General features: G+C 36.4%; 28 protein-coding genes. All 28 read left to right on the forward strand.

The features are described from left to right. Nucleotides 1–643 precede the first annotated feature (643 nt). The 28 genes from MHH69_RS03900 to murA all read left to right on the forward strand — a co-directional run bounded on the left by MHH69_RS03900 (nucleotide 644) and on the right by murA (nucleotide 26,589). Nucleotides 644–1,501 carry a class II fructose-bisphosphate aldolase gene (locus tag MHH69_RS03900; RefSeq protein ID WP_122971449.1) on the forward strand — a complete coding sequence of 286 codons (858 nt, stop codon included), beginning with the start codon at nucleotides 644–646 and terminating at the stop codon, nucleotides 1,499–1,501. A 401-nt stretch (nucleotides 1,502–1,902) separates the two neighbouring features. Next, the gene (fsa, locus tag MHH69_RS03905; RefSeq protein WP_122971450.1) at nucleotides 1,903–2,553 is read left to right on the forward strand and encodes a fructose-6-phosphate aldolase; all 651 of its coding nucleotides are present in this window, start codon (nucleotides 1,903–1,905) and stop codon (nucleotides 2,551–2,553) included. 430 nt (nucleotides 2,554–2,983) lie between these two features. Beyond that, entirely contained in the window at nucleotides 2,984–4,264 is a 1,281-nt protein-coding gene (locus MHH69_RS03910) for a UDP-N-acetylglucosamine 1-carboxyvinyltransferase (RefSeq protein ID WP_122971451.1), read from the forward strand. Nucleotides 4,265–4,362: 98 nt separating this feature from the next. Beyond that, nucleotides 4,363–5,325: a class II fructose-bisphosphatase gene (glpX, locus tag MHH69_RS03915; protein WP_341361784.1), complete on the forward strand. Its 963-nt coding sequence runs from the start codon at nucleotides 4,363–4,365 to the stop codon at nucleotides 5,323–5,325. A gap of 192 nt (nucleotides 5,326–5,517) precedes the next feature. Beyond that, nucleotides 5,518–6,801, forward strand: a complete 1,284-nt coding sequence (gene rho, locus MHH69_RS03920) for a transcription termination factor Rho (RefSeq protein WP_122971453.1) — start codon at nucleotides 5,518–5,520, stop codon at nucleotides 6,799–6,801. Between the two features lie 201 nt (nucleotides 6,802–7,002). After that, nucleotides 7,003–7,203 carry a 50S ribosomal protein L31 gene (gene rpmE / locus MHH69_RS03925; RefSeq protein ID WP_122971454.1) on the forward strand — a complete coding sequence of 67 codons (201 nt, stop codon included), beginning with the start codon at nucleotides 7,003–7,005 and terminating at the stop codon, nucleotides 7,201–7,203. Between the two features lie 287 nt (nucleotides 7,204–7,490). After that, nucleotides 7,491–8,063: a thymidine kinase gene (locus tag MHH69_RS03930; RefSeq protein ID WP_122971455.1), complete on the forward strand. Its 573-nt coding sequence runs from the start codon at nucleotides 7,491–7,493 to the stop codon at nucleotides 8,061–8,063. 177 nt (nucleotides 8,064–8,240) lie between these two features. Next, nucleotides 8,241–9,317: a peptide chain release factor 1 gene (gene prfA / locus MHH69_RS03935; protein WP_122971456.1), complete on the forward strand. Its 1,077-nt coding sequence runs from the start codon at nucleotides 8,241–8,243 to the stop codon at nucleotides 9,315–9,317. Next, a complete protein-coding gene (gene prmC, locus MHH69_RS03940) occupies nucleotides 9,304–10,167 on the forward strand; it encodes a peptide chain release factor N(5)-glutamine methyltransferase (RefSeq protein WP_341361785.1) in 864 nt (287 codons plus the stop codon). Before prfA ends, prmC begins: the two co-directional genes overlap by 14 nt. Nucleotides 10,168–10,212: 45 nt before the next feature. Continuing rightward, nucleotides 10,213–10,845: a stage II sporulation protein R gene (locus tag MHH69_RS03945; protein WP_341361786.1), complete on the forward strand. Its 633-nt coding sequence runs from the start codon at nucleotides 10,213–10,215 to the stop codon at nucleotides 10,843–10,845. A 97-nt stretch (nucleotides 10,846–10,942) separates the two neighbouring features. After that, nucleotides 10,943–11,983: an L-threonylcarbamoyladenylate synthase gene (locus MHH69_RS03950; protein ID WP_341361787.1), complete on the forward strand. Its 1,041-nt coding sequence runs from the start codon at nucleotides 10,943–10,945 to the stop codon at nucleotides 11,981–11,983. Between the two features lie 127 nt (nucleotides 11,984–12,110). Then, the gene (locus tag MHH69_RS03955) at nucleotides 12,111–12,623 is read left to right on the forward strand and encodes a manganese efflux pump MntP (protein WP_122971460.1); all 513 of its coding nucleotides are present in this window, start codon (nucleotides 12,111–12,113) and stop codon (nucleotides 12,621–12,623) included. Nucleotides 12,624–12,642: 19 nt separating this feature from the next. Next, nucleotides 12,643–13,092, forward strand: coding sequence for a low molecular weight protein arginine phosphatase (locus MHH69_RS03960; RefSeq protein WP_122971461.1), 450 nt, complete (start codon nucleotides 12,643–12,645; stop codon nucleotides 13,090–13,092). Nucleotides 13,093–13,436: 344 nt separating this feature from the next. Further along, the gene (rpiB, locus tag MHH69_RS03965) at nucleotides 13,437–13,874 is read left to right on the forward strand and encodes a ribose 5-phosphate isomerase B (protein ID WP_122971462.1); all 438 of its coding nucleotides are present in this window, start codon (nucleotides 13,437–13,439) and stop codon (nucleotides 13,872–13,874) included. A gap of 7 nt (nucleotides 13,875–13,881) precedes the next feature. Then, on the forward strand, nucleotides 13,882–14,439 hold the full coding sequence (locus MHH69_RS03970; RefSeq protein ID WP_122971463.1) for a TIGR01440 family protein: 558 nt from the start codon (nucleotides 13,882–13,884) through the stop codon (nucleotides 14,437–14,439). A 163-nt stretch (nucleotides 14,440–14,602) separates the two neighbouring features. After that, a complete protein-coding gene (glyA, locus tag MHH69_RS03975) occupies nucleotides 14,603–15,862 on the forward strand; it encodes a serine hydroxymethyltransferase (RefSeq protein ID WP_341361788.1) in 1,260 nt (419 codons plus the stop codon). Between the two features lie 231 nt (nucleotides 15,863–16,093). After that, the gene (upp, locus tag MHH69_RS03980; protein ID WP_122971465.1) at nucleotides 16,094–16,723 is read left to right on the forward strand and encodes a uracil phosphoribosyltransferase; all 630 of its coding nucleotides are present in this window, start codon (nucleotides 16,094–16,096) and stop codon (nucleotides 16,721–16,723) included. A gap of 751 nt (nucleotides 16,724–17,474) precedes the next feature. Further along, complete coding sequence (locus MHH69_RS03985) at nucleotides 17,475–17,855, forward strand: ATP synthase subunit I (RefSeq protein ID WP_122971466.1); 381 nt, start codon at nucleotides 17,475–17,477, stop codon at nucleotides 17,853–17,855. 21 nt (nucleotides 17,856–17,876) lie between these two features. After that, a complete protein-coding gene (atpB, locus tag MHH69_RS03990) occupies nucleotides 17,877–18,590 on the forward strand; it encodes a F0F1 ATP synthase subunit A (protein ID WP_122971467.1) in 714 nt (237 codons plus the stop codon). 71 nt (nucleotides 18,591–18,661) lie between these two features. Next, nucleotides 18,662–18,874 carry a F0F1 ATP synthase subunit C gene (gene atpE / locus MHH69_RS03995; RefSeq protein ID WP_036200106.1) on the forward strand — a complete coding sequence of 71 codons (213 nt, stop codon included), beginning with the start codon at nucleotides 18,662–18,664 and terminating at the stop codon, nucleotides 18,872–18,874. Nucleotides 18,875–19,085: 211 nt separating this feature from the next. Next, on the forward strand, nucleotides 19,086–19,607 hold the full coding sequence (atpF, locus tag MHH69_RS04000; protein ID WP_122971490.1) for a F0F1 ATP synthase subunit B: 522 nt from the start codon (nucleotides 19,086–19,088) through the stop codon (nucleotides 19,605–19,607). Beyond that, nucleotides 19,604–20,140 (forward strand): F0F1 ATP synthase subunit delta, encoded by a 537-nt coding sequence (locus tag MHH69_RS04005; protein ID WP_341361789.1) that lies wholly within the window; start codon nucleotides 19,604–19,606, stop codon nucleotides 20,138–20,140. The genes atpF and MHH69_RS04005 overlap by 4 nt, the downstream gene beginning before the upstream one ends. A gap of 28 nt (nucleotides 20,141–20,168) precedes the next feature. Continuing rightward, on the forward strand, nucleotides 20,169–21,677 hold the full coding sequence (atpA, locus tag MHH69_RS04010) for a F0F1 ATP synthase subunit alpha (RefSeq protein ID WP_122971469.1): 1,509 nt from the start codon (nucleotides 20,169–20,171) through the stop codon (nucleotides 21,675–21,677). A 50-nt stretch (nucleotides 21,678–21,727) separates the two neighbouring features. Beyond that, the gene (gene atpG / locus MHH69_RS04015) at nucleotides 21,728–22,591 is read left to right on the forward strand and encodes an ATP synthase F1 subunit gamma (RefSeq protein WP_122971470.1); all 864 of its coding nucleotides are present in this window, start codon (nucleotides 21,728–21,730) and stop codon (nucleotides 22,589–22,591) included. Between the two features lie 114 nt (nucleotides 22,592–22,705). Beyond that, nucleotides 22,706–24,121: a F0F1 ATP synthase subunit beta gene (atpD, locus tag MHH69_RS04020; RefSeq protein WP_122971471.1), complete on the forward strand. Its 1,416-nt coding sequence runs from the start codon at nucleotides 22,706–22,708 to the stop codon at nucleotides 24,119–24,121. A 23-nt stretch (nucleotides 24,122–24,144) separates the two neighbouring features. After that, on the forward strand, nucleotides 24,145–24,552 hold the full coding sequence (locus MHH69_RS04025; RefSeq protein WP_122971472.1) for a F0F1 ATP synthase subunit epsilon: 408 nt from the start codon (nucleotides 24,145–24,147) through the stop codon (nucleotides 24,550–24,552). Between the two features lie 73 nt (nucleotides 24,553–24,625). Further along, nucleotides 24,626–24,868, forward strand: coding sequence for a DUF1146 family protein (locus tag MHH69_RS04030; RefSeq protein ID WP_122971473.1), 243 nt, complete (start codon nucleotides 24,626–24,628; stop codon nucleotides 24,866–24,868). 407 nt (nucleotides 24,869–25,275) lie between these two features. Beyond that, nucleotides 25,276–26,589, forward strand: coding sequence for a UDP-N-acetylglucosamine 1-carboxyvinyltransferase (gene murA, locus MHH69_RS04035; protein ID WP_122971474.1), 1,314 nt, complete (start codon nucleotides 25,276–25,278; stop codon nucleotides 26,587–26,589). The last annotated feature ends 175 nt before the right edge of the window (nucleotides 26,590–26,764 follow it).

The raw sequence follows: 26,764 nt of genomic DNA on the forward strand, positions 1-26,764 counted from the left end.
CTACATAAAACTTGGCGTGTATATTATTAACAATTAATAGTCATATGTGTAAGTTTAACTTAAAATAATTCATTTTTTCGATACTCCTGCTGTAGAAACAAGCCGGTTTCTAGTCTTGAGAGACAGGTAGCAAGAGAGAGGTTTTTTAAAAGGAAATGTTTTTATAAAGTATATTTGCGGCTGTCGCAAGCTTTCGCCGCAGAAAACAAACCCGTCTCTAGGATTGAGAGACATGCTAGTAAAAGAGAAATTATCTTCAAGGGGAAATATTCAATTAAAGTGTTTTTGCGGCTGTCGCAAGCTTTCGCCGCAGAAAACAAACCCGTCTCTAGGATTGAGAGACATGCTAGTAAAAGAGAAATTATCTTCAAGGGGAAATATTCAATTAAAGTGTTTTTGCGGCTGTCTCAAGCTTTCGCCGCAGAAAAGGGTAGCATCTCCTAGCACTTGAGAGATGGATGAAAAAGAGAAACAGCAAGTACTTATCAATAAATTAGTTCAAATTAAGTGTTTTGCGCCTGACGCAAGCTTTCGGCGCAGAAAACGATGTAGTCTCACTTGAGAGACTACATCGTTTTTGCTATGATTAGACTGGAATATTTAACTTATTAAATTTTATATCTGTCCGAGGAGGATTTTCGTAATGCCATTAGTATCAATGAAAGAAATGTTAATTAAGGCGAAAGAAGAAGGATATGCTGTAGGGCAATTTAATATTAATAACCTTGAATTCACACAAGCGATTTTACTTGCTGCTGAAGAAGAAAAATCTCCAGTCATCCTTGGTGTTTCTGAAGGCGCTGGAAAATATATGGGCGGATTTATTGCAGTTGTAAATATGGTTAAAGGATTAATGGAAAGTTATAAAATTTCTGTTCCTGTTGCTATCCATTTAGATCATGGTTCAAGTTTTGCTAAATGTAAAGAAGCTGTTGATGCTGGTTTTACATCTGTAATGATTGATGCTTCCCATCATCCGTTTGAAGAAAATGTAAAAATTACAACAGAAGTTGTAGAATATGCACATTCAAAAGGAGTATCTGTTGAAGCTGAACTTGGTACTGTTGGCGGACAAGAAGATGATGTTATTGGTGCAGGTATTATATATGCTGATCCTCAGGAATGTAAACAACTTGTTGAACAAACAAACATCGATTGCTTAGCACCTGCTCTTGGTTCAGTTCATGGTCCATATCAAGGTGAACCAAATTTAGGATTTAAAGAAATGGAAGAGATTTCTAATTTAACAGGATTACCACTTGTTTTACATGGTGGAACTGGTATTCCAACTAAAGATATTCAACGTTCAATTTCGTTAGGAACGGCTAAAATAAACGTGAACACTGAAAATCAAATTGCTGCAACGAAAGTTATCCGTGAAATTTTTGAAAACGATAAAAAAGTGTATGATCCACGTAAATATTTAGGACCAGCACGTGAAGCAATTAAAGAAACGGTTATTGGAAAAATGCGTGAATTCGGTAGTTCTCAAAAGGCATAAGTAATTCTAACTTACTGTTATAGAATAGATGTTTCAATAATCATTTAAGGGGAAAATAATTTTTAAAATAAAAGCCCAATGGTTTTAATTATTACTAAAAATGTTTACTATAGGATAAACAATAGAATATATGCTTTTTTATCTTTACTTTCATTCAATTGAAAATTTTCCTACCGTTTTGGAAATGGGAAATCCCTTGATTGGATGAAATACGAACTTCCGGAACGTGCACCGGATTTTTCATAAAGTTAACTGTACAAGCACAATTTAAATCCGGACGCAATTGTGCCGAGGCGTAATTGATATAGTGATTTGCAGGAGAAGTGTCGGATTGGAATCAATCGACCTTCTCTTAATTTTTGATTGACACTTTACAAATGGAAAACAGGAGGATATAGATAATGAAATTTTTTATCGATACAGCAAACTTTGAAGAAATTAAGGAAGCCCATTCTTGGGGGATTTTATCGGGTGTTACAACAAACCCATCATTGGTAGCAAAAGAAGAAAATGTTTCTTTCCACGATCGTCTTCGTGAAATTGCTGAACTAGTTGATGGTTCTGTAAGTGGTGAAGTAATTTCTCTAGATGCTGAAGGGATGATTAAAGAAGGTTTAGAATTAGCAGCGATTGCACCAAACATCACTGTTAAATTACCGATGACACCAGAAGGTCTAAAAGCTTGTAAATTTTTCTCTGAAAAAGGTATTAAAACTAATGTGACGTTAATTTTTAGTGCGAACCAAGCATTAATGGCTGCCCGTGCCGGTGCAACTTATGTATCTCCTTTTGTTGGACGTTTAGATGACATTGGTCAAAGTGGTACAGAGTTAATTGCAACAATTTCAGATATGTTTGCAATTCACGGCATTGAAACGGAAATTATTGCAGCTTCTATCCGTCACCCTCAACATATTACAGATGTAGCTTTAGCAGGAGCTGATATTGCTACAACACCATTTAAAGTTTTAAAACAATTATTCCATCATCCATTAACTGATAAAGGGATTGAAGGATTTTTAGCGGACTGGGAAAAACGTAAAAACAAATAAGAGCCATTTATTACTTTAATTCAGAATAATCGAGTTTCCATTTCAACATTCAACATTATTCAAAAATAAAATATTATATAGAGAATATAAAAAAATCTTTATTGTTCATAAAATTTTAAGCTTTAAATTGTGAAAAAGGTAAATAATAAACAGTAACAACAAAAATATAAATTAATTACCTTTTTTTACTTCATACAGAACGATCGATAAAAGGTAAACCTAATGCACTGTTCAATAAAAAGGTTTTAATATCCACCTGTATGAAGTGAAAGCCACTGGCGAAAACACACTGTTAATTAAGAAATTGTTCGAGCTAACTCGAGAAGTTTATGTGGAATAGTCAAGGCACACATTTGATAGAAAGTGAGCGATATGGCTAGCTTAAAGAACAGTAATAAGTGAAACTTTCCAATCATAAGGGAGAACGGATATGGATGTTTATAAAATCAATGGCGGAAATCGCCTTAAAGGAACATTAAAAGTAAGTGGTGCAAAAAATAGCGCAGTTGCATTAATCCCCGCTTCCATCTTAGCTAATTCTTCGGTAACAATTGGTGGCATTCCAGAGATTTCAGATGCTTGGACGTTAAAAGCATTGCTGGAGGAAATTGGTGGCGAAGTTTCTTTTAAAGATGGACAGATGATTATCGATCCTACGAATATGCTTGCAATTCCTTTACCAAACGGAAATGTAAAGAAACTTCGTGCTTCCTACTATTTAATGGGAGCTATGTTAGGACGTTTTAAGAAAGCGGTCATTGGTTTACCAGGCGGTTGTTTCTTAGGTCCGCGTCCTATCGATCAACATATTAAAGGGTTTGAAGCCCTTGGTGCTAAAGTGACGAATGAACATGGAGCTATATACTTACGCGCTGATGAGTTAATTGGTGCGAAAATATACTTGGACGTTGCAAGTGTAGGTGCTACGATAAATATTATGTTAGCGGCAGTACGCGCAAAAGGTCGTACAATCATTGAGAATGCTGCAAAAGAGCCGGAAATTATTGATGTTGCCACACTTTTAACGAATATGGGAGCAAATATTAAAGGAGCAGGAACGAGTGTCATTCGTATTGATGGAGTAGAAGAACTTCATGGTACTAAACATACAATTATTCCTGACCGTATTGAAGCTTCAACATTTATGATAATGGCGGCAGCAATTGGTGATGGTGTAACAATTGATAATATTATTCCTCTCCATTTAGAAGCTGTTACAGCAAAACTACGGGAGATGGGTGTTAAAATTGAAGAGGGAGAGGAAAGTGTTTTTATCCCAAGAACAGATGTACTCCAAGCAGTCGATGTAAAAACACTTGTTTATCCTGGTTTCCCTACGGACGTGCAACAACCGTTATCTGTTTTAATGACACAAGCAGTAGGAGCATCAAAGGTTACAGACACGATTTATACTGCCCGTTTTAAGCATATAGATGAATTGCGTCGAATGAATGCAAATGCAAGAGTAGAAGGGAATAGTGCCATTATTCAAGGCCCAACGAAACTTCATGGCTCTAAAGTAACTGCTACTGATTTGCGAGCTGGAGCGGCCCTTGTTTTAGCCGGATTAATAGCAGATGGTGAAACAGAAATTCAAGATATTTATCATATTGAGCGTGGATATAGTTCATTAATAGAAAAATTATGTGCACTTGGTGCTGATATTCGACGGGAAACGATTGAAGTAAGTAGTGTTAAAAGAGCAAAATAATAGATATAAATAGTCTAAAATGAAAAAAATAAATATGATACAATAGATGAAACATTTAGTTTCGGTAAAACCTGCCGAATACAGGAGGCAAATGAAGAATGGAACGTAGTTTAACGATGGAAGTTGTACGCGTAACAGAAGCAGCAGCAATTGCATCTGCAAAATGGATGGGACTTGGTTTAAAAGAGGAAGCAGATGATGCAGCAACTACAGCTATGCGTGCATTATTTGATACAATCCCTATGCATGGTACCGTTGTAATTGGGGAAGGCGAAATGGATGAAGCACCGATGTTATATATTGGTGAAGAACTTGGCCTACGCAATGGCGGTCCACAAGTGGATATTGCTGTTGACCCTCTTGAAGGAACAAATATTGTTGCAAAGGGTACAAATGGAGCAATGACTGTGCTTGCCATTGCAGATCGCGGAAATTTATTGAATGCTCCTGATATGTACATGGAAAAGTTGGCAGTTGGCCCTGAAGCAGCTGGTAAAGTGAACATAAACGCATCGGTAACTGAAAATTTACAAGCGGTTGCAAAAGCGAAAAACAAAGATATTTCCGACATAGTTGCTGTTTTACTTGATCGCCCAAGACATCAAAAAATTGTAGACGAAATTCGTGCAGCAGGTGCACGCATTAAATTCATACAAGATGGTGACGTAAGCGCAGCGATTAATACAGCATTCGATGAAACGGGTATTGATATTATGTTCGGTACTGGTGGGGCTCCAGAAGGTGTTATTTCAGCTGTTGCACTAAAATGTTTAGGTGGAGATTTCCAAGCGAAATTAGTTCCAGAAGATGATGCTCAACGTGAACGATGTGAAAAAATGGGTATTGATTTAGATCAAGTATTATACTTAGAAGATTTGGTGAAAGGTGACGACGCTATTTTCGCAGCAACTGCTGTTACAGATAGCGAGCTTTTAAAAGGCGTTCAATATAAAGGTTCTTATTGCTTAACGAACTCTTTAGTAATGCGTGCTAAAACAGGAACAGTACGTTTTGTTGAAGGTCGACACCATCTTAACAAAAAACCTAGATATGTAAAATAAACTTCAATCCTTTAGATGCCTGATTAAAACTTTATACTTTCGGATATTTTATGGATAACCACTTTAAATTTTATCCGCAAACGTTCTCCACATCAGGCATCTTTTCTACTATTCTTTCATACTAATGAATCCTACGGCAATAACACTTCCAATAACCAAAAAGATAAAACTTTAAAAGACTGGAGATATGCTATGTCTGCTCATACAATAGCTCAATTGGAAAATATGACGTTAAAAGAGTTGTATGCTCTTGCACGTGATTACAAGATTTCATATTATAGTAAATTAACAAAAAAAGAATTAATCTTTGCTATTTTAAAGTCTCGTTCTGAACAAGAAGGATACTTCTTTATGGAAGGTGTACTTGAAATAGTTAACCAGGAAGGATTTGGTTTTTTACGACCAATTAATTATTCTCCTTCGAAAGAGGATATTTATATTTCAGCTTCTCAAATCCGACGCTTTGACCTACGAAATGGGGACAAGGTTTCCGGAAAAGTACGTCCTCCAAAGGAAAATGAACGTTACTTCGGACTGTTACAAGTCGATGCGGTAAACGGAGAAGATCCTGAAATCGCTAAAGAACGGGTTCACTTCCCGGCACTAACTCCTCTTTATCCAGATAGACAAATTAAATTAGAAACAGAACCTAATAAATTATCTACACGGATTATGGATTTAGTAGCACCAGTTGGTTTTGGCCAAAGGGGTTTAATTGTGGCGCCTCCGAAAGCTGGGAAAACATCTCTTTTAAAGGAAATCGCCAATGCGATTACAACAAATTATCCGGAAGCAGAATTAATCGTTCTTTTAATTGATGAACGTCCTGAAGAAGTAACGGATATTGAACGTTCTGTAAAAGCGGATGTTGTAAGCTCTACCTTTGACGAAGTACCTGAAAATCACGTGAAAGTTGCGGAGCTTGTTTTAGAACGTGCCCGCCGCTTAGTAGAACATAAACGGGATGTTATTATTTTAATGGATTCCATTACCCGTTTAGCTCGAGCATATAATTTAGTTATTCCACCAAGTGGACGAACATTGTCTGGTGGTATTGATCCGGCAGCGTTCCACCGACCTAAAAGATTTTTCGGTTCCGCCCGAAATATAGAAGAAGGTGGAAGTTTAACTATTTTAGCGACTGCATTAGTCGATACAGGGTCACGTATGGATGAAGTTATTTACGAGGAGTTTAAAGGAACAGGGAACTTAGAACTGCACCTTGATCGTCAATTAGCTGAACGCCGTGTATTCCCAGCCCTTGATATTCGTCGTTCTGGAACACGTAAAGAAGAATTATTAATTCCAGAAAATCAACTAGAAAAACTATGGGCTATTCGTAAAACGTTTTCAGATGCTCCCGACTTCGCAGAACGCTTCTTGAAAAAACTTCGAACGTCTAAAACTAACGAAGAATTTTTTGAAAAACTTAATAACGATATGAAAAAAGCGACAAAAGGAAAAGGATTAATATAAAATAGGATATTTTTCTATAAAGGATTTCCATTTTTTGGTTTTATTACTTTTTCATCTTTTTCTTGCGAACGAATTTATTTCTTGCTATAATCTTTTAAGTATGTAACGTGTGCATACTTAACTGGCATATTCGGGTTATGTAAGGCACAGTTCGAATAATAACTCTGTTCCAGATGGTTCAGGGCGAGAGGAGAAACGAATATGAAACAAGGAATTCATCCAGATTACAAAACTGCAACAGTAACTTGCTCTTGCGGTAATACTTTCGAAACAGGTTCAGTAAAAGAAAAAATTACTGTAGAATTCTGTAGCGAATGTCACCCATTCTATACTGGTCGTCAAAAATTCGCGTCTGCTGACGGACGTGTGGATCGTTTCAACAAAAAATACGGTCTTAAATAAGAAATTTTTAAATGCCTGCCAAGCTCAGCTTGCAGGCATTTTTTATAGTAAAGCTTGTCTGATACATAAAAATAAATTGTCTGACTTTCATGGAATAATTGTAGAAGAACTATAAGATAAGATATACTATGAAGGGTAAAGCAAGTTCATGGATGATGTTAGAGGATCTATCAAATAGAACGCCTTGGGAGTTCATCTCAGGGCTTTTTCATTGTTTAAGTAAAAATATTCGACTAAGTAGCACTTCAAAAGTTAACAGAACACAACTTAGAAAGAGGTTTATTGGTATGGCGCAATTATTTTTTAAACATGGTGCGATGAATAGTGGGAAATCTATTGAAATTCTAAAAGTTGCACATAACTATGAAGAACAAAATAAGCCAGTATTAATTTTTACTTCTGGAATTGATACGAGGGATGAAGTAGGGTATGTGTCTAGCCGAATTGGATTGAGACGCCAAGCAATTCCAGTGTTTGAGGATACAAATTTATTTGAATATGTAAAAAATTATTCGGAGAAACTTTATTGCGTATTAGTAGATGAAGTGCAATTTTTAACAAAGGAACACGTCTTACAATTAACAAAAATCGTCGACATTTTAAATATCCCAGTCATGGGATTCGGATTGAAAAATGACTTCCAAAACGAGCTGTTTGAAGGTAGCCGATATATGTTGATTTACGCCGATAAAATTGAAGAAATGAAAACTATTTGTTGGTTTTGTCATAAAAAGGCAACAATGAATTTGCGGGTTGATGAAAATAATAAACCGGTTTATACAGGAGAGCAAATTCATATTGGTGGTAATGATACATATTATCCCGTTTGCCGGAAATGTCATGTGAATCCTCCGCTATAAGGAACAATTCAATTAGATCTCGCATAAATGTAGCGATAAAGACACAATTTCTTTATACTTAATAAGGATAAAATATAACGATATATGTAGATTAGACACTCATAAATGGTATACACCTGAAATAATCGGGGTATGACGGAATTTAACCATATATGAAATTAAATTAGAGGTGAAATCATGTTTGATCGATTACAAGCGGTTGAAGACCGATATGAAAGATTAAATGAATTATTAAGTGATCCTGATGTTGTAAGCGATAGTAAAAAACTTCGCGAATATTCTAAGGAACAGTCAGATATTCAAGAAATGGTAGAAGTATATCGAGAATATAAAGATGTAAAACAACAATTGGCAGATACGAAAGAAATGCTAGACAATGAAAAAGATCCTGAAATGCATGAAATGGTAAAAGAAGAATTTAACGAATTAAATGCACGAATTCCTGTATTGGAAGAGCGCTTAAAAATTCTTCTAATTCCAAAGGATCCAAACGACGATAAAAACGTTATTATGGAAATTCGCGGAGCTGCGGGTGGAGATGAAGCGAATATTTTCGCAGGAGATTTATTCCGCATGTATTCCCGTTACGCAGAAACACAAGGATGGAAAATTGATATTATGGAAGCTACACCTAACCCAATGGGCGGTTATAAAGAGGTTATCTTTATGATCAACGGGCAAGGTGCTTATTCGAAATTTAAATATGAAAACGGGGCGCACCGCGTACAACGGGTTCCTGCTACAGAATCACAAGGTCGTATCCATACTTCTACAGCGACTGTTGCATGTTTGCCAGAAGTAGAAGAAGTGGATGTCGAAATTCATGAAAAAGATATTCGCGTTGATACATTTGCCTCTTCAGGTGCAGGTGGTCAATCTGTTAATACGACAATGTCAGCCGTGCGTATGACCCATATACCAACGGGTGTTGTCGTATCGATGCAAGATGAACGTTCCCAAATTAAAAACCGTGAAAAAGCGATGAAAATCCTTCGAGCTCGTGTTGCCGATATGTATATGCAAGAAGCACAAAAGGAAATCGATGCAACTCGTAAATCTGCAGTTGGTACAGGAGATCGCTCCGAGCGTATTCGCACATACAACTATCCACAAAATCGTGTCACTGACCATCGTATCGGCTTAACTCTTCAAAAGCTGGATATAATTATGGAAGGCAAGTTGGATGAAATTATTGATGCATTAATGCTGGAAGAGCAAGCAGCGAAACTTGCCCATTTAAATGATGAAGCATAAAACAATTTTTGAGGCCCTCCATGGGGCTTCTTCTTTTTTAGTTGAAAATGGTCGTGACGAAAATGCTGCAAGACTTTTAATGCAACATGTTTACGAAACGAATTATTCCGGATTAATGATGCGAATGCACGATAAGATCAGTGATGAAAAATTAATGGAATTTCAAAAATATGTAGAAGAACATGCCAAAGGTAGGCCAGTTCAATACATTATAGGAACGGAAGAGTTTTTCGGGAGAAAGTTCAAAGTTGATGAATCGGTATTAATCCCTCGTCCTGAAACAGAGGAGTTAATTGTCGGGGCGTTGGAGCGTATGAAAAAATTGTTTGGAGAACATTCCTTTGTAAAGATTTGTGATATAGGAACTGGAAGTGGTGCCATTGCTATAACGATGAAAAAGGAATGGCCAGAAGCGCAAGTAGTTGCGACGGATATTTCTGAAAAGGCAATTGAAACGGCGAAGAAAAATGCCAACCATTTACAGACCGAAGTTGAGTTCCGTCTAGGGGATTTGACAAAACCGATTGCACAGGAAAAATGGGATGTTATTTTATCCAATCCTCCTTATATTGCTTTTGATGAAGCGAAAGAAATGTCCGAAATCGTATTGGATCATGAACCTCATAACGCACTTTTTGCAGAAGAAGATGGGTTAATCTTGTATCGAAAACTTTCAGAGCAATTACCGAACCTTTTAAATCAACCTGCTTTAATTGGTGTAGAAATCGGCCATTTACAAGGTGAAGCGGTCGCGAAATTCTTTAAAACTAGCTTTCCTGAATCTAAAGTAGAAATCGTTAAAGATATTAATCAAAAAAATAGAATGGTTTTTTGTGAAATAAATGTATAAAAAGTTCTCTTCCTGACAATTATGATGTCAGGGAGGGAATTAATTATGTTAAACGATTACGAGATTACAAGAGTTCAAAAAGAAAATAAATTTGATAAAGTTTTAAGTCTATTAAAATTACTTGCGTGTTCAATTGCTATTTTGTGTTCAATCATTTTACTACCAGATATGTTTGATAAAGTCTATGAAGCTAGAAATAATTTGGTTGAAGATAGTTTAAAAATTCGCGTTGTGGCAAATAGTAATACAAAGGAAGATCAACAATTTAAACGTGAAATGGTGGAAAATTTAACACCGTTTTTCACACAAATTCAAAATAATGAACTAGCGAATAAAGATAGTGATGAAATATATACAGAATTAGCTACTTATTTAGAAAAAAACTATGCAGATGCAAATGTGAAAATTAACATTGGTGACAATTTAATGCCACCAAAACTACAACATAATACGTTTTATCCACAATCATATTACCAATCGCTTGTATTAACTATTGGTGAAGGTCGAGGGGATAACTGGTGGTGTAGTATTTTCCCGAATATATGTGAGCGTCCGACTGACAAAGAAGATGAAAAAGAAAAAGTGGAACAAAAAGATAGTGATGAGAAGGAAGATAATGAAGAAAAAACTAAAGTCACATTTATTGTTTGGGAATGGATCAAAAAATTGTTCAGTTAGTTAATGGCTAGCTTACTTATGCACACCTTTTACAGTATTATCCACAAAGTGTGTATAAACTGTTAGAAAATTTCGAAATAAGATAGGAGGGACAATGATGGAAACGCTCAAAATGCTTGTGAATAATAATGAAGCAAATGAACAAAGTTATTCACAAGCAATCGATTTATTAAATCAAGGGGAAGTTGTCGCCTTTCCGACAGAGACTGTATATGGTCTTGGTGCTGTGGCAACAAACGATTCGGCTGTGAAAAAAATATTTGAAGCAAAAGGCCGTCCTTCAGATAACCCCTTAATTGTACATATTGGAACAATTGAAGAAGTTTCAAACTATATAGAAGAAATTCCTGATAACGCCAAGAAATTGATGGATTGTTTTTGGCCCGGTCCATTGACAATTATTATGAAGGCGAAAAAAGGGTTACTAGCACCTAGTGTTACAGCTGGATTATCAACGGTTGGATTACGGATGCCGAACCATGAAGTCGCTTTGCGGTTATTGAGAAAGTTACAAAAACCGGTAGCGGCTCCAAGTGCAAATCGTAGTGGTAAGCCAAGTCCTACAAAAGCTGTCCATGTGGAAGAAGATTTACAAGGTCGTATACCTCTTATTTTAGATGGTGGAGCTACAGGAATAGGCATTGAATCGACAGTACTTGATGTAACCGTTACTCCACCAGTCATCCTTCGACCAGGCGGAGTAACGAAAGAAATGTTAGAACAAGTGATTGGAACAGTCATTCTGCCAACAAAAAATCAACAAATACTCGATTCGACGCCAAAGGCACCTGGAATGAAATATACCCATTATGCACCTAATGCCCCAGTATATTTAATCGAACATAATAAAAAAGAAATTGAATTAGCAATAAGACAATTAAAAAAAGAGGGACATCAAGTAGCCCTTCTAGCCCCTTCATCTTATCAAGATATAAAGGCAGATTATTTTTTCCCTTATGGTAATGAAGGGAATAAAGAACAAATGAGCGCAAAATTATATGACGATTTAAGAGCATGTGATAAGACAGAGGCAACGATCATTTTGGCTACAACGACTACGACTGAAGGTGTCGGTGCAGCAATTATGAACCGATTAGAAAAAGCTGCAGGAAACAAATGGTATAAAAATAGAGAATAGTATTTAAAGAGGGTTTGCTTAAAAAAGTGAACCCTTTTTAATTTATAAAAGGTGGACAAGAAACGATGATATTGGATGATGATAAGGCATAAGATAGTAGAAATATTATAAAGGAAAGAGGACTATTTTGCAGGAAATACTTACGGGACTTATTGTGGCATTGGATGTAGTCGCACTTTATTTACTTCTTCCTAGTGTAAAACAACGTTTTATTCTTTCTTTATGGACGGCTATATTACATATGATTTTCCCAATTATCGGTTTTACTCTTGGTAGATGGATGGTACATATCCTATTACAATGGTCTAATTTAATTTCAAGTATTTTATTATTTTCCATTGGACTCCAATTAATCCTTTCAACAAAAAATCGACAAATCATGGCAATACCAATATCGATATTAGCTATTACGGCCAGTTTAGATACCTTTTCAGTCAGCATTTCTTTTGGTATGCTAAACTTACAAAAATTTTTATTTATTTTTAGTGCGGGAATATGGACTTTTGTATTGTCTTACATTTCTCTGCAGATCGCAAGAAGCCGCTTTTCTATAAAAGGGGATTCATTAAAGTGGATTGCGGGATTATCGTTAATTGTCATAAGTATCTATACGTTTTTTAATAGCATTGAGTATCTATAATAAAGAAAGAGTGGACATCATGAATATTTATTTCATTTGTACTGGTAATACTTGTAGAAGTCCTATGGCTGAGGCTATATTGAAAAGTAAAAATGTGGATGGTGTACAAGTTAAATCTGCTGGCATTTACGCCCTTGAAGGTGGGGGAATTTCCGAGAATGCAAAAGCTGTCCTTCAACATGATCAAATCGATTTTGAGCATATGACATCCCAAGTGAAACCACAGGATATTGAATGGGCTGATTTGATTTTAACTATGACTGGGGCCCATAAAAATATGATTCTTCATACATTTCCAAATGCTCAAAACAAAACTTTTACTTTAAAAGAGTATGTGAAACCATATGGTTCGAAAGATGTATCAGATCCTTTTGGCGGTGATATCGGAACATATAGACAAACGTATTTAGAATTAAATCAGCTTATTGATGAATTGATTATAAAGATTTCGGAAAATGAAATGGCGTAGAATCGTTATCTAGTTAACAAAGAACCAATATAAAATTACATAAGTGTGCCATCATTCTAAGGAAATTGTATTGCTTTAGGATGGTGGCATTTATTCATATTTAAGGAACACACCAGTAGTCATTTGTAATAGAAATCAGAATAATGAAACATCTTATATCCGATACACGAATGATTTTAATAGAATGTAGTCTATTTCACGTCAAAATATGAACGTTATTTATATATGTTGATGAATTATTCGTATTTTATAAAAAGGATTAAAGGAAAGTTTTCAAAATCCATGTTAATCTTTCGGAATAAGTGGTACACTGTTGATGACAATAACACGTAGGAGGGAACATAGTGAAAATTGCAATTTCTTCAGACCACGGTGGAAATAACTTACGCAAAGAAATTATGTCACTATTAGACGAACTTCAAATTAGTTATGAAGATTTTGGTCCAAAATCTAATGATTCGGTTGATTATCCTGATTATGCTCGCCCAGTAGCAGAAGGCGTTGCAAGTGGAAAGTTTGATCGAGGAATATTAATTTGTGGTACCGGCATTGGAATGTCGATTGCTGCAAACAAAGTAAAGGGGATTCGTTGTGCATTAGTTCATGATGTATTTAGTGCTAAAGCAACTCGATGCCATAACGATTCAAATATTTTAGCGATGGGTGAGAGAGTGATTGGTCCTGGGCTAGCGGGAGAAATCGTAAAAGCCTGGTTAAATACGGATTTTGAAGGTGGTCGTCATACTCGACGAATCGATAAAATTTCCGAGCTTGAAGGGTAGTTAATCAATGAGTGATTTACAGCAAATACAGTCCCAATTATCCCAATTGCTAGATGAAATAGAACAACAAGTACAGTTCCAGCAGAATCAATTGTTTGTTATCGGTTGTTCAACTTCTGAAATTGCTGGTTCAAAAATTGGAACATCGGGAGCTATGGAAGTAGCAGAAGTACTATATCGGGAGTTTGCATATTTTGCTAAAAGAAACGAGCTTTATTTAGTTTTTCAAGGCTGTGAACATATTAATCGCGCGTTAACGATGGAGTATGATGCTGCTTTAAAATATGGTCTAGAACCGGTAACCGTTATTCCTGTAAAACATGCAGGAGGTTCGATGTCTGCCTATGCTTATACTCAATTGGAAAATCCAGTTGTCGTAGAACATGTTCGAGCACACGCAGGGATCGATATTGGTCAAACGATTATAGGGATGCATTTAAAAGAAGTAGCAATTCCCGTTCGAACTTCCATCCGGAAAATTGGGGAAGCGGTAGTAACAATAGCGAAAACGCGTCCAAAGTTAATAGGTGGAGAACGGGCTATCTATGTAAGACCTACCGAATGAAATTTAATAGTTCATTAATGTTTGAAAAGAAGTAAAGTTTAAGAGCGAGTTTTCATTACTCTATGGAAGATTAACAGTTGGTATCTATTACTGATAATAGGAAACTCCATTTATAATAATTTTTTATTCAAAAAATAAAAGAACTTTAGGGGGATATATAACGATGGCTTATGAAAAAGTAGCGGCACAAGATAAAGCAGTACTAGAAGGAATTTTAGCTGAGAAAAAACGTCAACAAGCAAACATTGAATTAATCGCATCCGAAAACATTGTTTCTGAAGCGGTTATGGAAGCTCAAGGTTCTGTCTTAACGAACAAATATGCAGAAGGTTATCCTGGCAAACGTTACTACGGTGGTTGTGAACACGTTGACGTGGTGGAAGACATTGCCCGTGACCGTGTAAAACAAATTTTTGGTGCTGAATATGCAAACGTTCAACCCCACTCCGGTGCACAAGCGAATATGGCAGTATACTTCACAGTTCTTGAACCCGGGGATACAGTACTAGGTATGAATCTTTCCCATGGTGGTCACTTAACCCATGGTTCTCCTGTTAATTTCTCTGGTATTCAATATAAATTTGTAGAATATGGCGTAACAGAAGATACAAATGTAATAGACTATGAAGATGTTCGCGCTAAAGCTTTAGAACATAAGCCAAAGTTAATTGTTGCTGGTGCTTCTGCTTACCCTCGTGAAATTGACTTTAAAAAATTCCGTGAAATTGCAGATGAAGTTGGTGCTTATTTCATGGTCGATATGGCACATATCGCTGGTCTTGTAGCTGCTGGTGAACACCCATCTCCAGTACCTTATGCAGATTTCGTTACTTCAACAACTCATAAAACGTTACGTGGACCTCGTGGTGGTTTAATTTTAACTTCTGAAGAATGGGGTAAAAAGATCGATAAATCTGTTTTCCCTGGAATTCAAGGTGGACCATTAATGCATGTAATCGCTGCTAAAGCAGTAGCGTTTGGTGAAGCATTACAGCCAGAATTTAAAGAGTATGCAAAACAAATTAAAAAGAATGCAAAAGTACTTGCTGAAACATTAATTGCTGAAGGATTAGAAATTGTTTCTGGCGGCACTGATAACCATTTATTATTAGTGAATGTGAAATCAGTTGGTTTAACTGGTAAAGTGGCTGAAAAAGTATTAGATGAAGTGGGGATTACTGTAAATAAAAATACAATTCCTTACGATCAAGAAAAACCATTTGTTACTTCTGGTATTCGTATCGGTACACCTGCTGTAACAAGCCGTGGCTTCTTAGAAGAAGACATGAAAGAGGTTGGATTAATCATCGCCAAACTTCTTAAAAACCCAGAAGATGCTGCTGTAAAACAAGAAGCAGCAGATCGTGTAAAAGTTCTAACGGATAAATATCCTATTTACGAAGATTTAGTAACGAATATTTAGTATGAAAGAGCTAGTGAGTTTTTCCACTAGCTCTTTTCTATTTTTGATAGTATCTTTTTTAAAAGATAGAGGAAAGTAGCTTCAAAACTAACAATGTACTATAAATGAGACCGACATATAGTTTTATGTTACGACTTTTTTTGATATACTAGTTTAGATTAAGTGATATTTTTCTTTACAACAGAAAAAATCATATGGAAGAATGATATGAATAGTTAGGAGCGAGTCCAATTGAGTAAAGTCTATGTATTTGATCACCCATTAATCCAACATAAGTTAACGTATATCCGTGATAAAAACACTGGAACAAAAGAATTCCGTGAACTTGTTGATGAAGTCGCAACTTTAATGGCCTTTGAAATTACTCGAGATATGCCACTAGAAGAGATTGAAATCGATACACCTGTAATGAAAGCTAAAACAAAAGTGCTTTCAGGTAAAAAAATGGCCATTGTCCCAATTCTACGCGCTGGTATTGGTATGGTTGATGGAATACTAAAATTAATCCCAGCTGCAAAAGTGGGACATATTGGACTTTATCGTGATCCAGAAACATTAAAACCTGTTGAGTATTATGCAAAACTTCCTGCGGATGTGGAAGAACGTGACTTTATCATAGTTGACCCAATGTTAGCTACAGGTGGTTCTGCTGTTGAAGCGATTAATTCATTAAAAACACGTGGAGCTAAAAGTATTAAATTTATGTGCTTAATTGCTGCTCCAGAAGGTGTACAAGCTATTCAAGAAGCGCACCCAGATGTAGATATTTACATTGCTGCTCTTGACGAGAAATTAAATGACCATGGATACATCGTACCTGGATTAGGAGATGCTGGTGACCGTTTATTTGGTACTAAGTAAAACAGCTAATTCTAAGTAAATAGAAAACGGGAAAATAATGACCCTTTAATTTAAGAAGGGCCATTATTTTTCATTTACATGCATTAAAAGTAATAGTTCGAGAAAACTAAACACGTTTAACACTACAATTCTGAATCTTTTACAATTCGCTAAACCCTAGTAATAAATCCGTTAAAAGATGATGAAGAATTATTTAACTCCCAATATTAAAGAATTGATTAGGTTCAAAGAAAAAAGTGAATAATATTGTAGGAAAAGGAATTTTATCTATTTTGGATATTTTGGAAAAAGAAATGGGAATTGGTTATTTTGTTAAAATAATTTAAAAGACAAAGTAATTTTTGAAAGTTATTACACAAATTTGTCAACAATTTGACAAGATTTCATGAGTTGTGAAGTTTTTCACTTTAACCAATTGACATCAAAATATCACTATTGTATGCTTACAAAGGGTAAGAATGACAGGGGTTTCAAGTCAAGTGTTGACGAAGAAATACTTGTTATATCAAGTTTCTACTAGATTGACAGTTGGAACCATTCAATGTCAATTAGCAACGTTTTCAAGCGTCTGAGTTTTAAATGTTTACAGCGGAACAAAGTTAAATTCTTATTAATCTAATATAAGGATTTAATTATATAATCAAATGATTTTATATCTTTGAAACCGCTTGTAATACGATTACTCGCTTGATTCCTTTAGTAGTGAACGATTTTAACATTACTCGAAAAAGATTTGGGAGATAAATTGCCAATGCTAGATTTGCATCACATTTTTGCAATGCAGAAGAAAGCGTTATTTTTTTTGCTTGCTCTTTGTGCGTTAGGATGGGGATTTACCTCATATCCAACAGTTTTTGCTGGAATTGCGGTGGGTGCTTGCTTTGGTACATATAACTTTTGGATTCTTGTTCGAAGAATGGACAAGTTTGATCGTTCCATAAGTGAAGGAAGAAAAGCAGTATCTCTCGGCTCAGCTTTGCGCTTTGGATCAGGTATTGCAGCAGTCGCTATCGCCATTACGTTGCCACAATATTTTCATTTAATTAGCACAGTCATAGGGCTAATGATTCCGTACGTGTTCCTTTTTATAGGAGTTATCGTATATTCAGTAAGAAACAACAAAGGTAACTAAGAAAGTGAGGTGAATGCAAGAATGGATCATGGAGCTCCAGAGCTAACGATAGGCTTTTTAACTTTCAACTTATCTACAGTTCTAATGCTATTGGTGACAGCTATCATTGTGTTTTTAATTGCATTTATTGCTACACGTAACTTAAAGCTGAAACCAACAGGCATGCAAAACTTTATGGAATGGGTTATGGATTTCGTAAAGGGAATTATCCAAAGCAACATGGACTGGAAAACAGGCGGTCGATTCCATATTTTAGGGATCACATTAATTATGTTTATCGCCGTTGCAAACTTGTTAGGTCTACCATTTTCAGGAATCATCGTAGGTGGCGATTTATGGTGGAAATCACCAACAGCTGACCCTACTGTTACATTAACATTAGCAGCGATGGTAATGGTACTAGCAACATACTACGGTATTAAAATGCGTGGTACTGGAAATTATTTCAGAACTTTTGTTCAACCAATGTCATTTATGTTCCCACTTAAAATTGTAGAGGAATTCGCTAATACATTAACCTTAGGTCTTCGTCTTTACGGTAACATTTATGCTGGTGAAATTTTACTTGGCTTACTTGCTGGTATGGCAGGTTCAGGTGCAGTAGGATTTATCGGTGCTATCATTCCAACGATGGCATGGCAAGGATTCTCAATCTTTATTGGCTTTATCCAAGCCTTTATTTTCACAATGTTAACAATGGTTTACTTATCTCACAAAGTGAGTGCAGACCATTAATATAAAGCTTTTAGTGTAAACATTAATTGCTTAACAAAAATAATAAAACAATTCCAAGGAGGAAATTTTCAATGGGTTTATTAGCAGCAGCAATCGCAATCGGTTTAGGTGCACTTGGTGCAGGTATTGGTAACGGTCTTATCGTTTCACGTACAGTAGAAGGTATCGCTCGTCAACCAGAGGCTCGTGGCGTTCTTCAAACTACAATGTTCATCGGGGTAGCGTTAGTAGAAGCCCTACCGATCATTGCAGTAGTAGTAGCATTCATCGTAATGAACCGATAATTGTCGGCTCAATTTATGTGGCGAAGATGATTCCACAAGAAGAAACTTCGCCATTCCTTTTGTATGAAAATAGTTTGATTTAAATGTTTTTTTGAAATTGAAAGTAAAGAAATGAAATCATAGATTTTATGAATGTTTCATAAGTTCGTTTTAATGCAAACAACTTTGAAACGAGACAATATTGAAAGCTCTTGAAGGGAGTGAAACAATCGTGAATTTAGATTACCTAGTACTTGGTGCTGGAGCTCACAACTTTAATGGTGGAGACGTAATTGCAACATTAGTTATCTTCATCGTTTTAATGGCTCTTCTAAAGAAATTCGCGTGGGGTCCGTTAATGGGCATTATGCAACAACGTGAAGAATTAGTTGCAAGCGAAATCGATGCAGCTGAAAACGCTCGCAAAGAATCAGCTAAACTTTTAGAAGAACAAAAAAGTCTTTTAAAAGAAGCACGTACTGAAGCACAAACAATTATTGAAAGTGCTAAAAAACAAGGCGAAGTACAACGTGATGAAATCATTACTGCGGCGCGTGCTGAAGCTAACCGCTTAAAAGAATCAGCTGTTCGTGAAATCGAAACTGAGAAAGAAAAAGCAATCGCTGCAGTTCGTGAAGAAGTCGTTTCACTATCGGTTCTTGCGGCATCTAAAGTTCTTGGAAAAGAAATTTCTGAAGAGGACAATAGCGCACTAATTAAAGAAACGATTGCGAAGGCAGGCGAAGCGAAATGAGTCAATCGACTATAGCTAACCGCTATGCGAATGCTTTGTTTCAATTAGCGCAAGAAAAACAAATCGTTGCGGAAGTTAACGTAGATTTAGAGGAGTTAGTAAAAGTTTTAGAAACTACTCCAGAGTTACTTTCTCTACTTGCTACTCCAAAGTTCTCTATTGAACGTAAAAAACAAATTGTAGCTGAAATTTTTGCTAGTGCGAATCCAATCGTCGTTAGCACGCTTGAACTTCTTATTGAAAAGAAACGTGTTAATGAAGTAGCAAATTTAGCACAACAATTTAAGCAATTAGCAGCTGCATCTCAAGGCTCTGCTGAAGCAACAGTTTTCTCTACTCGTGCTCTTACTGATCAAGAAAAAGACGAAATTTCTTCTTCTTTCGGTAAATTAGTTGGTAAAGAAAAACTTACTATTACAAACGTAATTGAACCATCAATTCTTGGTGGTGTACGTGTTCAAATCGGTAACTACATTTTTGATAACACTGTAGCGAATAAGCTAGAGGGATTAAAACGTACGTTAGTTGGTTAATAAAAAAGAAATGTGAGAGGTGACATTCATGGGCATCAAAGCTGAAGAAATCAGCGTGCTGATAAAAAAGCAGATTGAAAACTACCAATCTGAATTAGAAGTAAGCGAAGTTGGTACTGTAATCACAGTTGGTGACGGTATCGCTCGTGCTCATGGCCTCGACAATGTCATGGCTGGAGAATTATTAGAGTTCTCTAACGGTGTTATGGGTATGGCTCAAAACTTAGAAGAAGGTAACGTTGGTATCATCATCTTAGGACCATACTTAGACATTAAAGAAGGCGATGAAGTACGTCGAACTGGCCGTATTATGGAAGTACCAGTTGGTGAAGAACTAATTGGTCGCGTTGTAAACCCACTAGGTCAACCAGTGGATGGACAAGGCCCAATCAACACTACAAAAACTCGTCCTATCGAAAGCCCAGCTTTCGGTGTAATGGCTCGTAAATCCGTTCACGAACCATTACAAACAGGTATTAAAGCGATTGACGCTCTTGTACCAATCGGTCGTGGTCAACGTGAGTTAATCATCGGTGACCGTCAAGTTGGTAAAACTTCAATTGCAATCGATACAATTCTTAACCAAGCAGACCAAGATATGATCTGTATCTATGTTGCTATCGGTCAAAAAGAATCTACAGTTCGTGGCGTAGTAGAAACACTTCGTAAACACGGTGCTTTAGACTACTCAATCGTTGTAACTGCATCTGCATCTCAACCAGCTCCATTATTATACTTAGCTCCTTATGCTGGTGTATCTATGGCTGAAGAGTTCATGTTACAAGGTAAACACGTATTAATCGTATACGATGATTTATCAAAACAAGCGGCAGCTTACCGTGAACTTTCATTATTATTACGTCGTCCTCCAGGTCGTGAAGCTTACCCTGGTGATGTATTCTACTTACACAGCCGTCTATTAGAACGTGCTGCGAAATTAAACGAAACATATAAAAATGGTTCGATTACAGCTCTTCCATTCGTTGAGACACAAGCTGGGGATATCTCTGCATACATCCCAACAAACGTAATCTCAATTACTGATGGACAAATTTTCTTACAATCTGACTTATTCCACTCAGGTGTACGTCCAGCAATCAACGCTGGTTTATCCGTATCTCGTGTAGGTGGATCAGCTCAAATTAAAGCGATGAAAAAAGTTGCTGGTACACTACGTCTTGACTTAGCTGCTTACCGTGAACTTGAATCATTTGCTCAATTCGGTTCAGATTTAGACAAAGCAACACTTGCAAAACTTGAGCGTGGTAAACGTACAGTTGAAGTTCTTAAACAAGATCTTAACAAACCAATTAAAGTTGAAAAGCAAGTTACAATTCTTTATGCATTAACTCGTGGTTTCTTAGACGATATCCCAGTTCAAGATATCGTACGTTTCGAAGCTGAATTATACAGCTGGTTAGATGTAAACCACACTAACGTTTTAGATCATATCCGTACGACAAAAGAACTTCCTTCTGATGAAGAAATGGCAGCTGCTCTTAACGAATTCAAAAAGACTTTTGCAAAATCAGAGTAAGATCTTAAGCCGTGATTTGTGATTAAAAACGAAAAGGTGGTGAAATACCAGTGGCAAACTTACGCGATATTAAAAATCGTATTGGTTCAACGAAGAAAACGAGCGCAATGACAAAAGCCATGCAAATGGTTTCTGCTTCTAAGAAAAACCGTGCAGAACAAAATGCAAAAGCTTACGTTCCTTATATGGAAAAAGTACAAGATGTAGTTGCTGCAATTGCATCAGGTACTTCGGATGCAACACATCCAATGTTAGTATCTCGTCCTGTAAAGAAAACAGCTTATTTAGTTATTGGATCTGACCGTGGTCTTGCAGGGGCATATAACTCAAGTATTTTACGTCAGTTAACTCGTACATTAAACGAGCGTCATAAGTCAAAAGACGAATACGTGATTTTGGCAATCGGTCGTGTGGCACGTGATTATTTCGTGAAACGTGGTTATAACGTAATTGAAAGTATTATTGGTTTACCTGACCAACCTTCTTTCTCTGACGTTAAACAAATCGCTCGTAAAGCTGTTGGTATGTTCGCTGATGGTACATATGATGAACTTTATATGTACTATAACCACTTTGTCAGTGTTATTTCACAAGAAGTTACTGAGAAAAAGGTATTACCAATTACTGATTTAGCTCCAGCAAGTGAAGGCGTTCATGCATCTTATGAATTCGAGCCATCAGGCGATGCAATTCTAGAAGTTTTACTTCCACAATATGCAGAAAGCTTAATTTATGGTGCTTTATTAGATGGTAAAGCAAGTGAACATGCTGCTCGTATGACAGCGATGAAAACTGCAACTGATAATGCGAAAGAACTTATTAGTGCATTATCTCTTGAATATAACCGTGCGCGTCAAGCGGCGATTACACAAGAAATTACAGAAATCGTTGGTGGAGCTGCAGCCTTAGAATAGGCTCAGCACTCCAATGTCGTTTATAAAAGGAAGAAAAGCGGATCACTATTATTTGTCAAACATGACGAACAATAACCCGCTCGGACACCAAACTCGATAGGAGGGTACACAGAAATGAACATAGGACACGTTATTCAAGTAATGGGTCCGGTTGTTGACGTAAAGTTCAGCAACGGCCAATTACCAGCAATCTATAACGCTTTAACTGTTAAGATTGACCGTCCAAATCAAGAATCAGTTACTTTAACATTAGAAGTAGCTCTTCACTTAGGTGACGATTCTGTCCGCACGATTGCTATGTCATCTACTGACGGCTTACAACGTGGTGCAGAAGTTACAGACTTAGGAAATCCAATCTCTGTACCAGTTGGTGACGTAACTCTAGGACGTGTATTTAACGTACTTGGTGAAGTTATCGACTTAGGAGAAGAAATCCCAGCAGAAGCTCGTCGTGATTCTATTCACCGCGAAGCTCCTAAATTTGATGAATTAACTACAGAAGTACAAATCCTAGAAACAGGTATTAAAGTAGTAGACTTATTAGCTCCATACATTAAAGGTGGTAAAGTAGGTTTATTCGGTGGTGCCGGTGTAGGTAAAACTGTATTAATTCAAGAACTTATTAACAACATCGCTCAAGGTCACGGTGGTATCTCCGTATTTGCTGGTGTAGGTGAACGTACTCGTGAAGGTAACGACTTATTCCACGAAATGAGTGACTCTGGTGTTATTAGTAAAACATCAATGGTATTCGGTCAAATGAATGAGCCACCAGGTGCACGTATGCGTGTAGCTTTAACTGGTCTTACAATGGCTGAATATTTCCGTGATGAACAAGGTCAAGACGTACTTTTATTCATCGATAACATCTTCCGCTTCACACAAGCAGGTTCGGAAGTTTCCGCCCTATTAGGACGTATGCCTTCTGCGGTAGGTTACCAACCAACACTTGCTACTGAAATGGGTAACTTACAAGAACGTATTACATCTACAAATAAAGGTTCGGTAACATCAATCCAAGCGATTTATGTACCAGCCGATGACTATACTGACCCAGCCCCAGCTACAACTTTCGCTCACTTAGACGCAACAACTAACCTTGAGCGTAAATTATCTGAGATGGGTATCTACCCAGCGGTGGATCCACTAGCTTCAACTTCTCGTGCATTATCACCTGAAATTGTTGGCGAAGAACACTACAAAGTTGCTCGTGGAGTTCAAATGACTTTACAACGTTACAACGAATTACAAGATATTATCGCCATCTTAGGTATGGATGAATTATCTGATGAAGATAAGCAAACAGTTGAACGTGCTCGTCGTATTCAATTCTTCTTATCTCAAAACTTCCACGTAGCGGAACAATTTACTGGTCAACCAGGTTCTTTTGTACACGTAAAAGACACTGTTCGTTCATTCAAGGAAATTCTTGAAGGTAAATACGATCACTTACCAGAAGATGCTTTCCGTTTAGTAGGTAGCATTGAAGAGGTAATTGAAAAAGCTAAAAGCATGGGCGTAGAGGTATAACTTTCGGACGAGGAGGAAAAAATATGAAGACAGTTCAAGTCAATATTGTCACTCCCGACGGCCCAGTGTACGATTCTGAAGTCGCAATGGTTATCGCTAAAACAGTTTCTGGTGAAATTGGTGTTCTAGCAGGACATATTCCTATGGTTGCTCCACTTGCAATTGGTGCTGTGACACTAAAAAAAGAAGACGGTTCACAAGAAATTGTAGCCGTTAGTGGTGGATTCATTGAAGTTCGTCCTGATCAAATTTCGATATTAGCTCCATCTGCTGAACTTGCAGCTAATATCGATCTTGCCCGTGCTAAAGAAGCAATGGCACGTGCGGAACAACGTCTTCAAATGAAACAAGATGACATTGATTTCCAACGCGCTGAGCTAGCTTTAAAACGTGCGATTAATCGTATCAGCGTTCATGAGGGTAATATGTAATTTTCATTACAAAGATAAAAGCGGACGGGCAACTGTCCGCTTTTTAACTGTTTAACAAGGAGGTATGTTGAATATGGAAGTATATCAATCATTAGGGTTACAAGCTGGTATTGGTTTAATATCGCATATTCTTTTTATTGTTATAAGTTTTTATGCATTACAAGCTTTTAGACTAGAACAACTTTTTAAAAAAGGTCATACCTTTCAAATTCAACTGATTTATATTTTATTAAGTATTGCCATTGGCTCAACTGTTTCAAATTTTATTTTAGATATTACAAATTGGTCTCAACAATTACCATTCATTTTTTCATAAAATTTAACAATTACTTCCCATTTAAGGTACATATTATATGCCTTGTAAGGACAAATGAACTTTCGTTTGTCGTTACATAACATATATCTAAATTTAAGTAAACATATCATCGATATTTTCTTGTAGAATTTTTGTATTTCCTGGGTAATAATGTTGTAATATGTAGTAGTGCTTTGTCATGTTTAATGAAATTTTATGTAATTTATGACATGAAATTCACCATTATCTTTTACTTAGCGTATTATAAATTGTAGAAAATTATTGTGTTTTCATGTAAAATAGTGATTTAGATGCTTGTTTATATCATCTTTTAGCAGTACTATATTGATAGTTTGTGTGTTTTAAATATAAAAACGAATGTTTCAGATTTTGACAGTTTTGGACAAATGAATTCGGAGGGACGAATTGTGGAGAAAATCATTGTTACGGGAGGCCAAAAATTACGAGGAATCGTAAAAGTAGAAGGAGCCAAAAACGCCGTATTACCAATTCTAGCAGCATCATTGTTAGCTTCAAAGAATCATAATATAATAAAAGACGTTCCGAATTTAGCGGATGTTCATACAATAAATGAAGTACTAAAAAGCCTAAATGCAAATGTAGAATATAACGTAGACAAAAATGAAATCCATATAAATGCAGAAAAAAGATTATCGAGTGAAGCTCAATTTGAATTTGTTAGTAAAATGCGCGCTTCAATTCTTGTGATGGGATCGTTGCTAGCTCGAAATGGTTATGCTCGTGTTGCATTACCAGGTGGCTGTGCAATCGGTTCAAGACCAATTGAGTTGCATTTAAAAGGTTTTGAAGCAATGGGTGCTACAATTTCCTTTGGTCATGGATTTGTTGAAGCAAAAACAGTTAATGGTTTAAAAGGTGCTGAAATTTATTTAGATTTCCCAAGTGTAGGAGCTACAGAGAACATTATGACGGCTGCAGCTTTAGCAAATGGTACTACAATCATTGAAAACGCTGCTAAAGAGCCGGAAATTGTAGATTTAGCTAATTTCATTAATAGTATGGGTGGACGTGTAATTGGAGCTGGTACGGATACAATTCGTGTTGAAGGCGTAAAAGAATTGCATGGTACAACTCATCACATTATTCCGGATCGTATTGAAGCTGGAACATTTATGGTTGCAGCAGCGATTACGGGTGGTGACGTATTTATTGAAAATGCTGTTCCTGAGCATATGACAGCCCTTATCGCTAAATTACGTGAAATGGGTGTTGAGGTAATAGAGGATCAAGAAGGATTACGTATTCGTGCGACACAGCCTCTAAAAGCTGTAGATATTAAAACGATGCCACATCCTGGTTTCCCAACAGATATGCAGGCTCAAATGATGGCATTAATGCTTACTGCTGAAGGAACAAGTATCATTACAGAAACAGTATTTGAAAACCGTTTTATGCATGTTGAAGAGTTTAGACGTATGAATGCCCAAGTAAAAATTGAAGGACGTTCAGTATTTATTGAAGGTCCTGTTAAATTACAAGGTGCAGAAGTTGCTGCCACAGATTTACGTGCTGCAGCAGCATTAATTCTAGCTGGACTCGTTTCTGAAGGAGTAACTAGAATTACGAAATTACATCATTTAGATCGTGGATATGTTAATTTCCATAAAAAACTTGCTTCTTTAGGTGCGATTATCGAAAGAATTGAAGATCAATCTGAAGAAGAAGCTGCTATTTCAGAAGAACAAGTTGTTGAAATTTAATCATGCTATTTGTAAATGCTGATTTTCTTTTTTAAATTAACCATATGTTTTAGCACATATAAATATTACAAATTTACGACAAAATTCTAAATAGAGTTTTGTCGTTTTTTGATTTCCATTAGAAAATGTTTTTCGTTGAAATAGAATGGTAGTTTGAAAATGATATTTTCGTTCA

Origin of the sequence: Ureibacillus sp. FSL E2-3493 (assembly GCF_038077515.1) — a bacterium.
In the GTDB taxonomy this organism is placed as follows: domain Bacteria; phylum Bacillota; class Bacilli; order Bacillales_A; family Planococcaceae; genus Ureibacillus; species Ureibacillus halotolerans.

Coding starts and splice junctions, on each gene's coding strand:
- atpB (WP_122971467.1), top strand. CDS start 17,877: ATGGATCATGGAGCTCCAGAGCTAACGATAGGCTTTTTAACTTTCAAC.
- MHH69_RS03900 (WP_122971449.1), top strand. CDS start 644: ATGCCATTAGTATCAATGAAAGAAATGTTAATTAAGGCGAAAGAAGAA.
- prfA (WP_122971456.1), top strand. CDS start 8,241: ATGTTTGATCGATTACAAGCGGTTGAAGACCGATATGAAAGATTAAAT.
- MHH69_RS03910 (WP_122971451.1), top strand. CDS start 2,984: ATGGATGTTTATAAAATCAATGGCGGAAATCGCCTTAAAGGAACATTA.
- rpmE (WP_122971454.1), top strand. CDS start 7,003: ATGAAACAAGGAATTCATCCAGATTACAAAACTGCAACAGTAACTTGC.
- MHH69_RS03960 (WP_122971461.1), top strand. CDS start 12,643: ATGAATATTTATTTCATTTGTACTGGTAATACTTGTAGAAGTCCTATG.
- MHH69_RS03945 (WP_341361786.1), top strand. CDS start 10,213: ATGTTAAACGATTACGAGATTACAAGAGTTCAAAAAGAAAATAAATTT.
- MHH69_RS03950 (WP_341361787.1), top strand. CDS start 10,943: ATGGAAACGCTCAAAATGCTTGTGAATAATAATGAAGCAAATGAACAA.
- glpX (WP_341361784.1), top strand. CDS start 4,363: ATGGAACGTAGTTTAACGATGGAAGTTGTACGCGTAACAGAAGCAGCA.
- atpA (WP_122971469.1), top strand. CDS start 20,169: ATGGGCATCAAAGCTGAAGAAATCAGCGTGCTGATAAAAAAGCAGATT.
- glyA (WP_341361788.1), top strand. CDS start 14,603: ATGGCTTATGAAAAAGTAGCGGCACAAGATAAAGCAGTACTAGAAGGA.
- MHH69_RS03930 (WP_122971455.1), top strand. CDS start 7,491: ATGGCGCAATTATTTTTTAAACATGGTGCGATGAATAGTGGGAAATCT.
- atpE (WP_036200106.1), top strand. CDS start 18,662: ATGGGTTTATTAGCAGCAGCAATCGCAATCGGTTTAGGTGCACTTGGT.
- MHH69_RS04030 (WP_122971473.1), top strand. CDS start 24,626: ATGGAAGTATATCAATCATTAGGGTTACAAGCTGGTATTGGTTTAATA.
- rho (WP_122971453.1), top strand. CDS start 5,518: ATGTCTGCTCATACAATAGCTCAATTGGAAAATATGACGTTAAAAGAG.
- atpD (WP_122971471.1), top strand. CDS start 22,706: ATGAACATAGGACACGTTATTCAAGTAATGGGTCCGGTTGTTGACGTA.
- MHH69_RS03970 (WP_122971463.1), top strand. CDS start 13,882: ATGAGTGATTTACAGCAAATACAGTCCCAATTATCCCAATTGCTAGAT.
- MHH69_RS04025 (WP_122971472.1), top strand. CDS start 24,145: ATGAAGACAGTTCAAGTCAATATTGTCACTCCCGACGGCCCAGTGTAC.
- prmC (WP_341361785.1), top strand. CDS start 9,304: ATGATGAAGCATAAAACAATTTTTGAGGCCCTCCATGGGGCTTCTTCT.
- fsa (WP_122971450.1), top strand. CDS start 1,903: ATGAAATTTTTTATCGATACAGCAAACTTTGAAGAAATTAAGGAAGCC.
- MHH69_RS04005 (WP_341361789.1), top strand. CDS start 19,604: ATGAGTCAATCGACTATAGCTAACCGCTATGCGAATGCTTTGTTTCAA.
- MHH69_RS03985 (WP_122971466.1), top strand. CDS start 17,475: ATGCTAGATTTGCATCACATTTTTGCAATGCAGAAGAAAGCGTTATTT.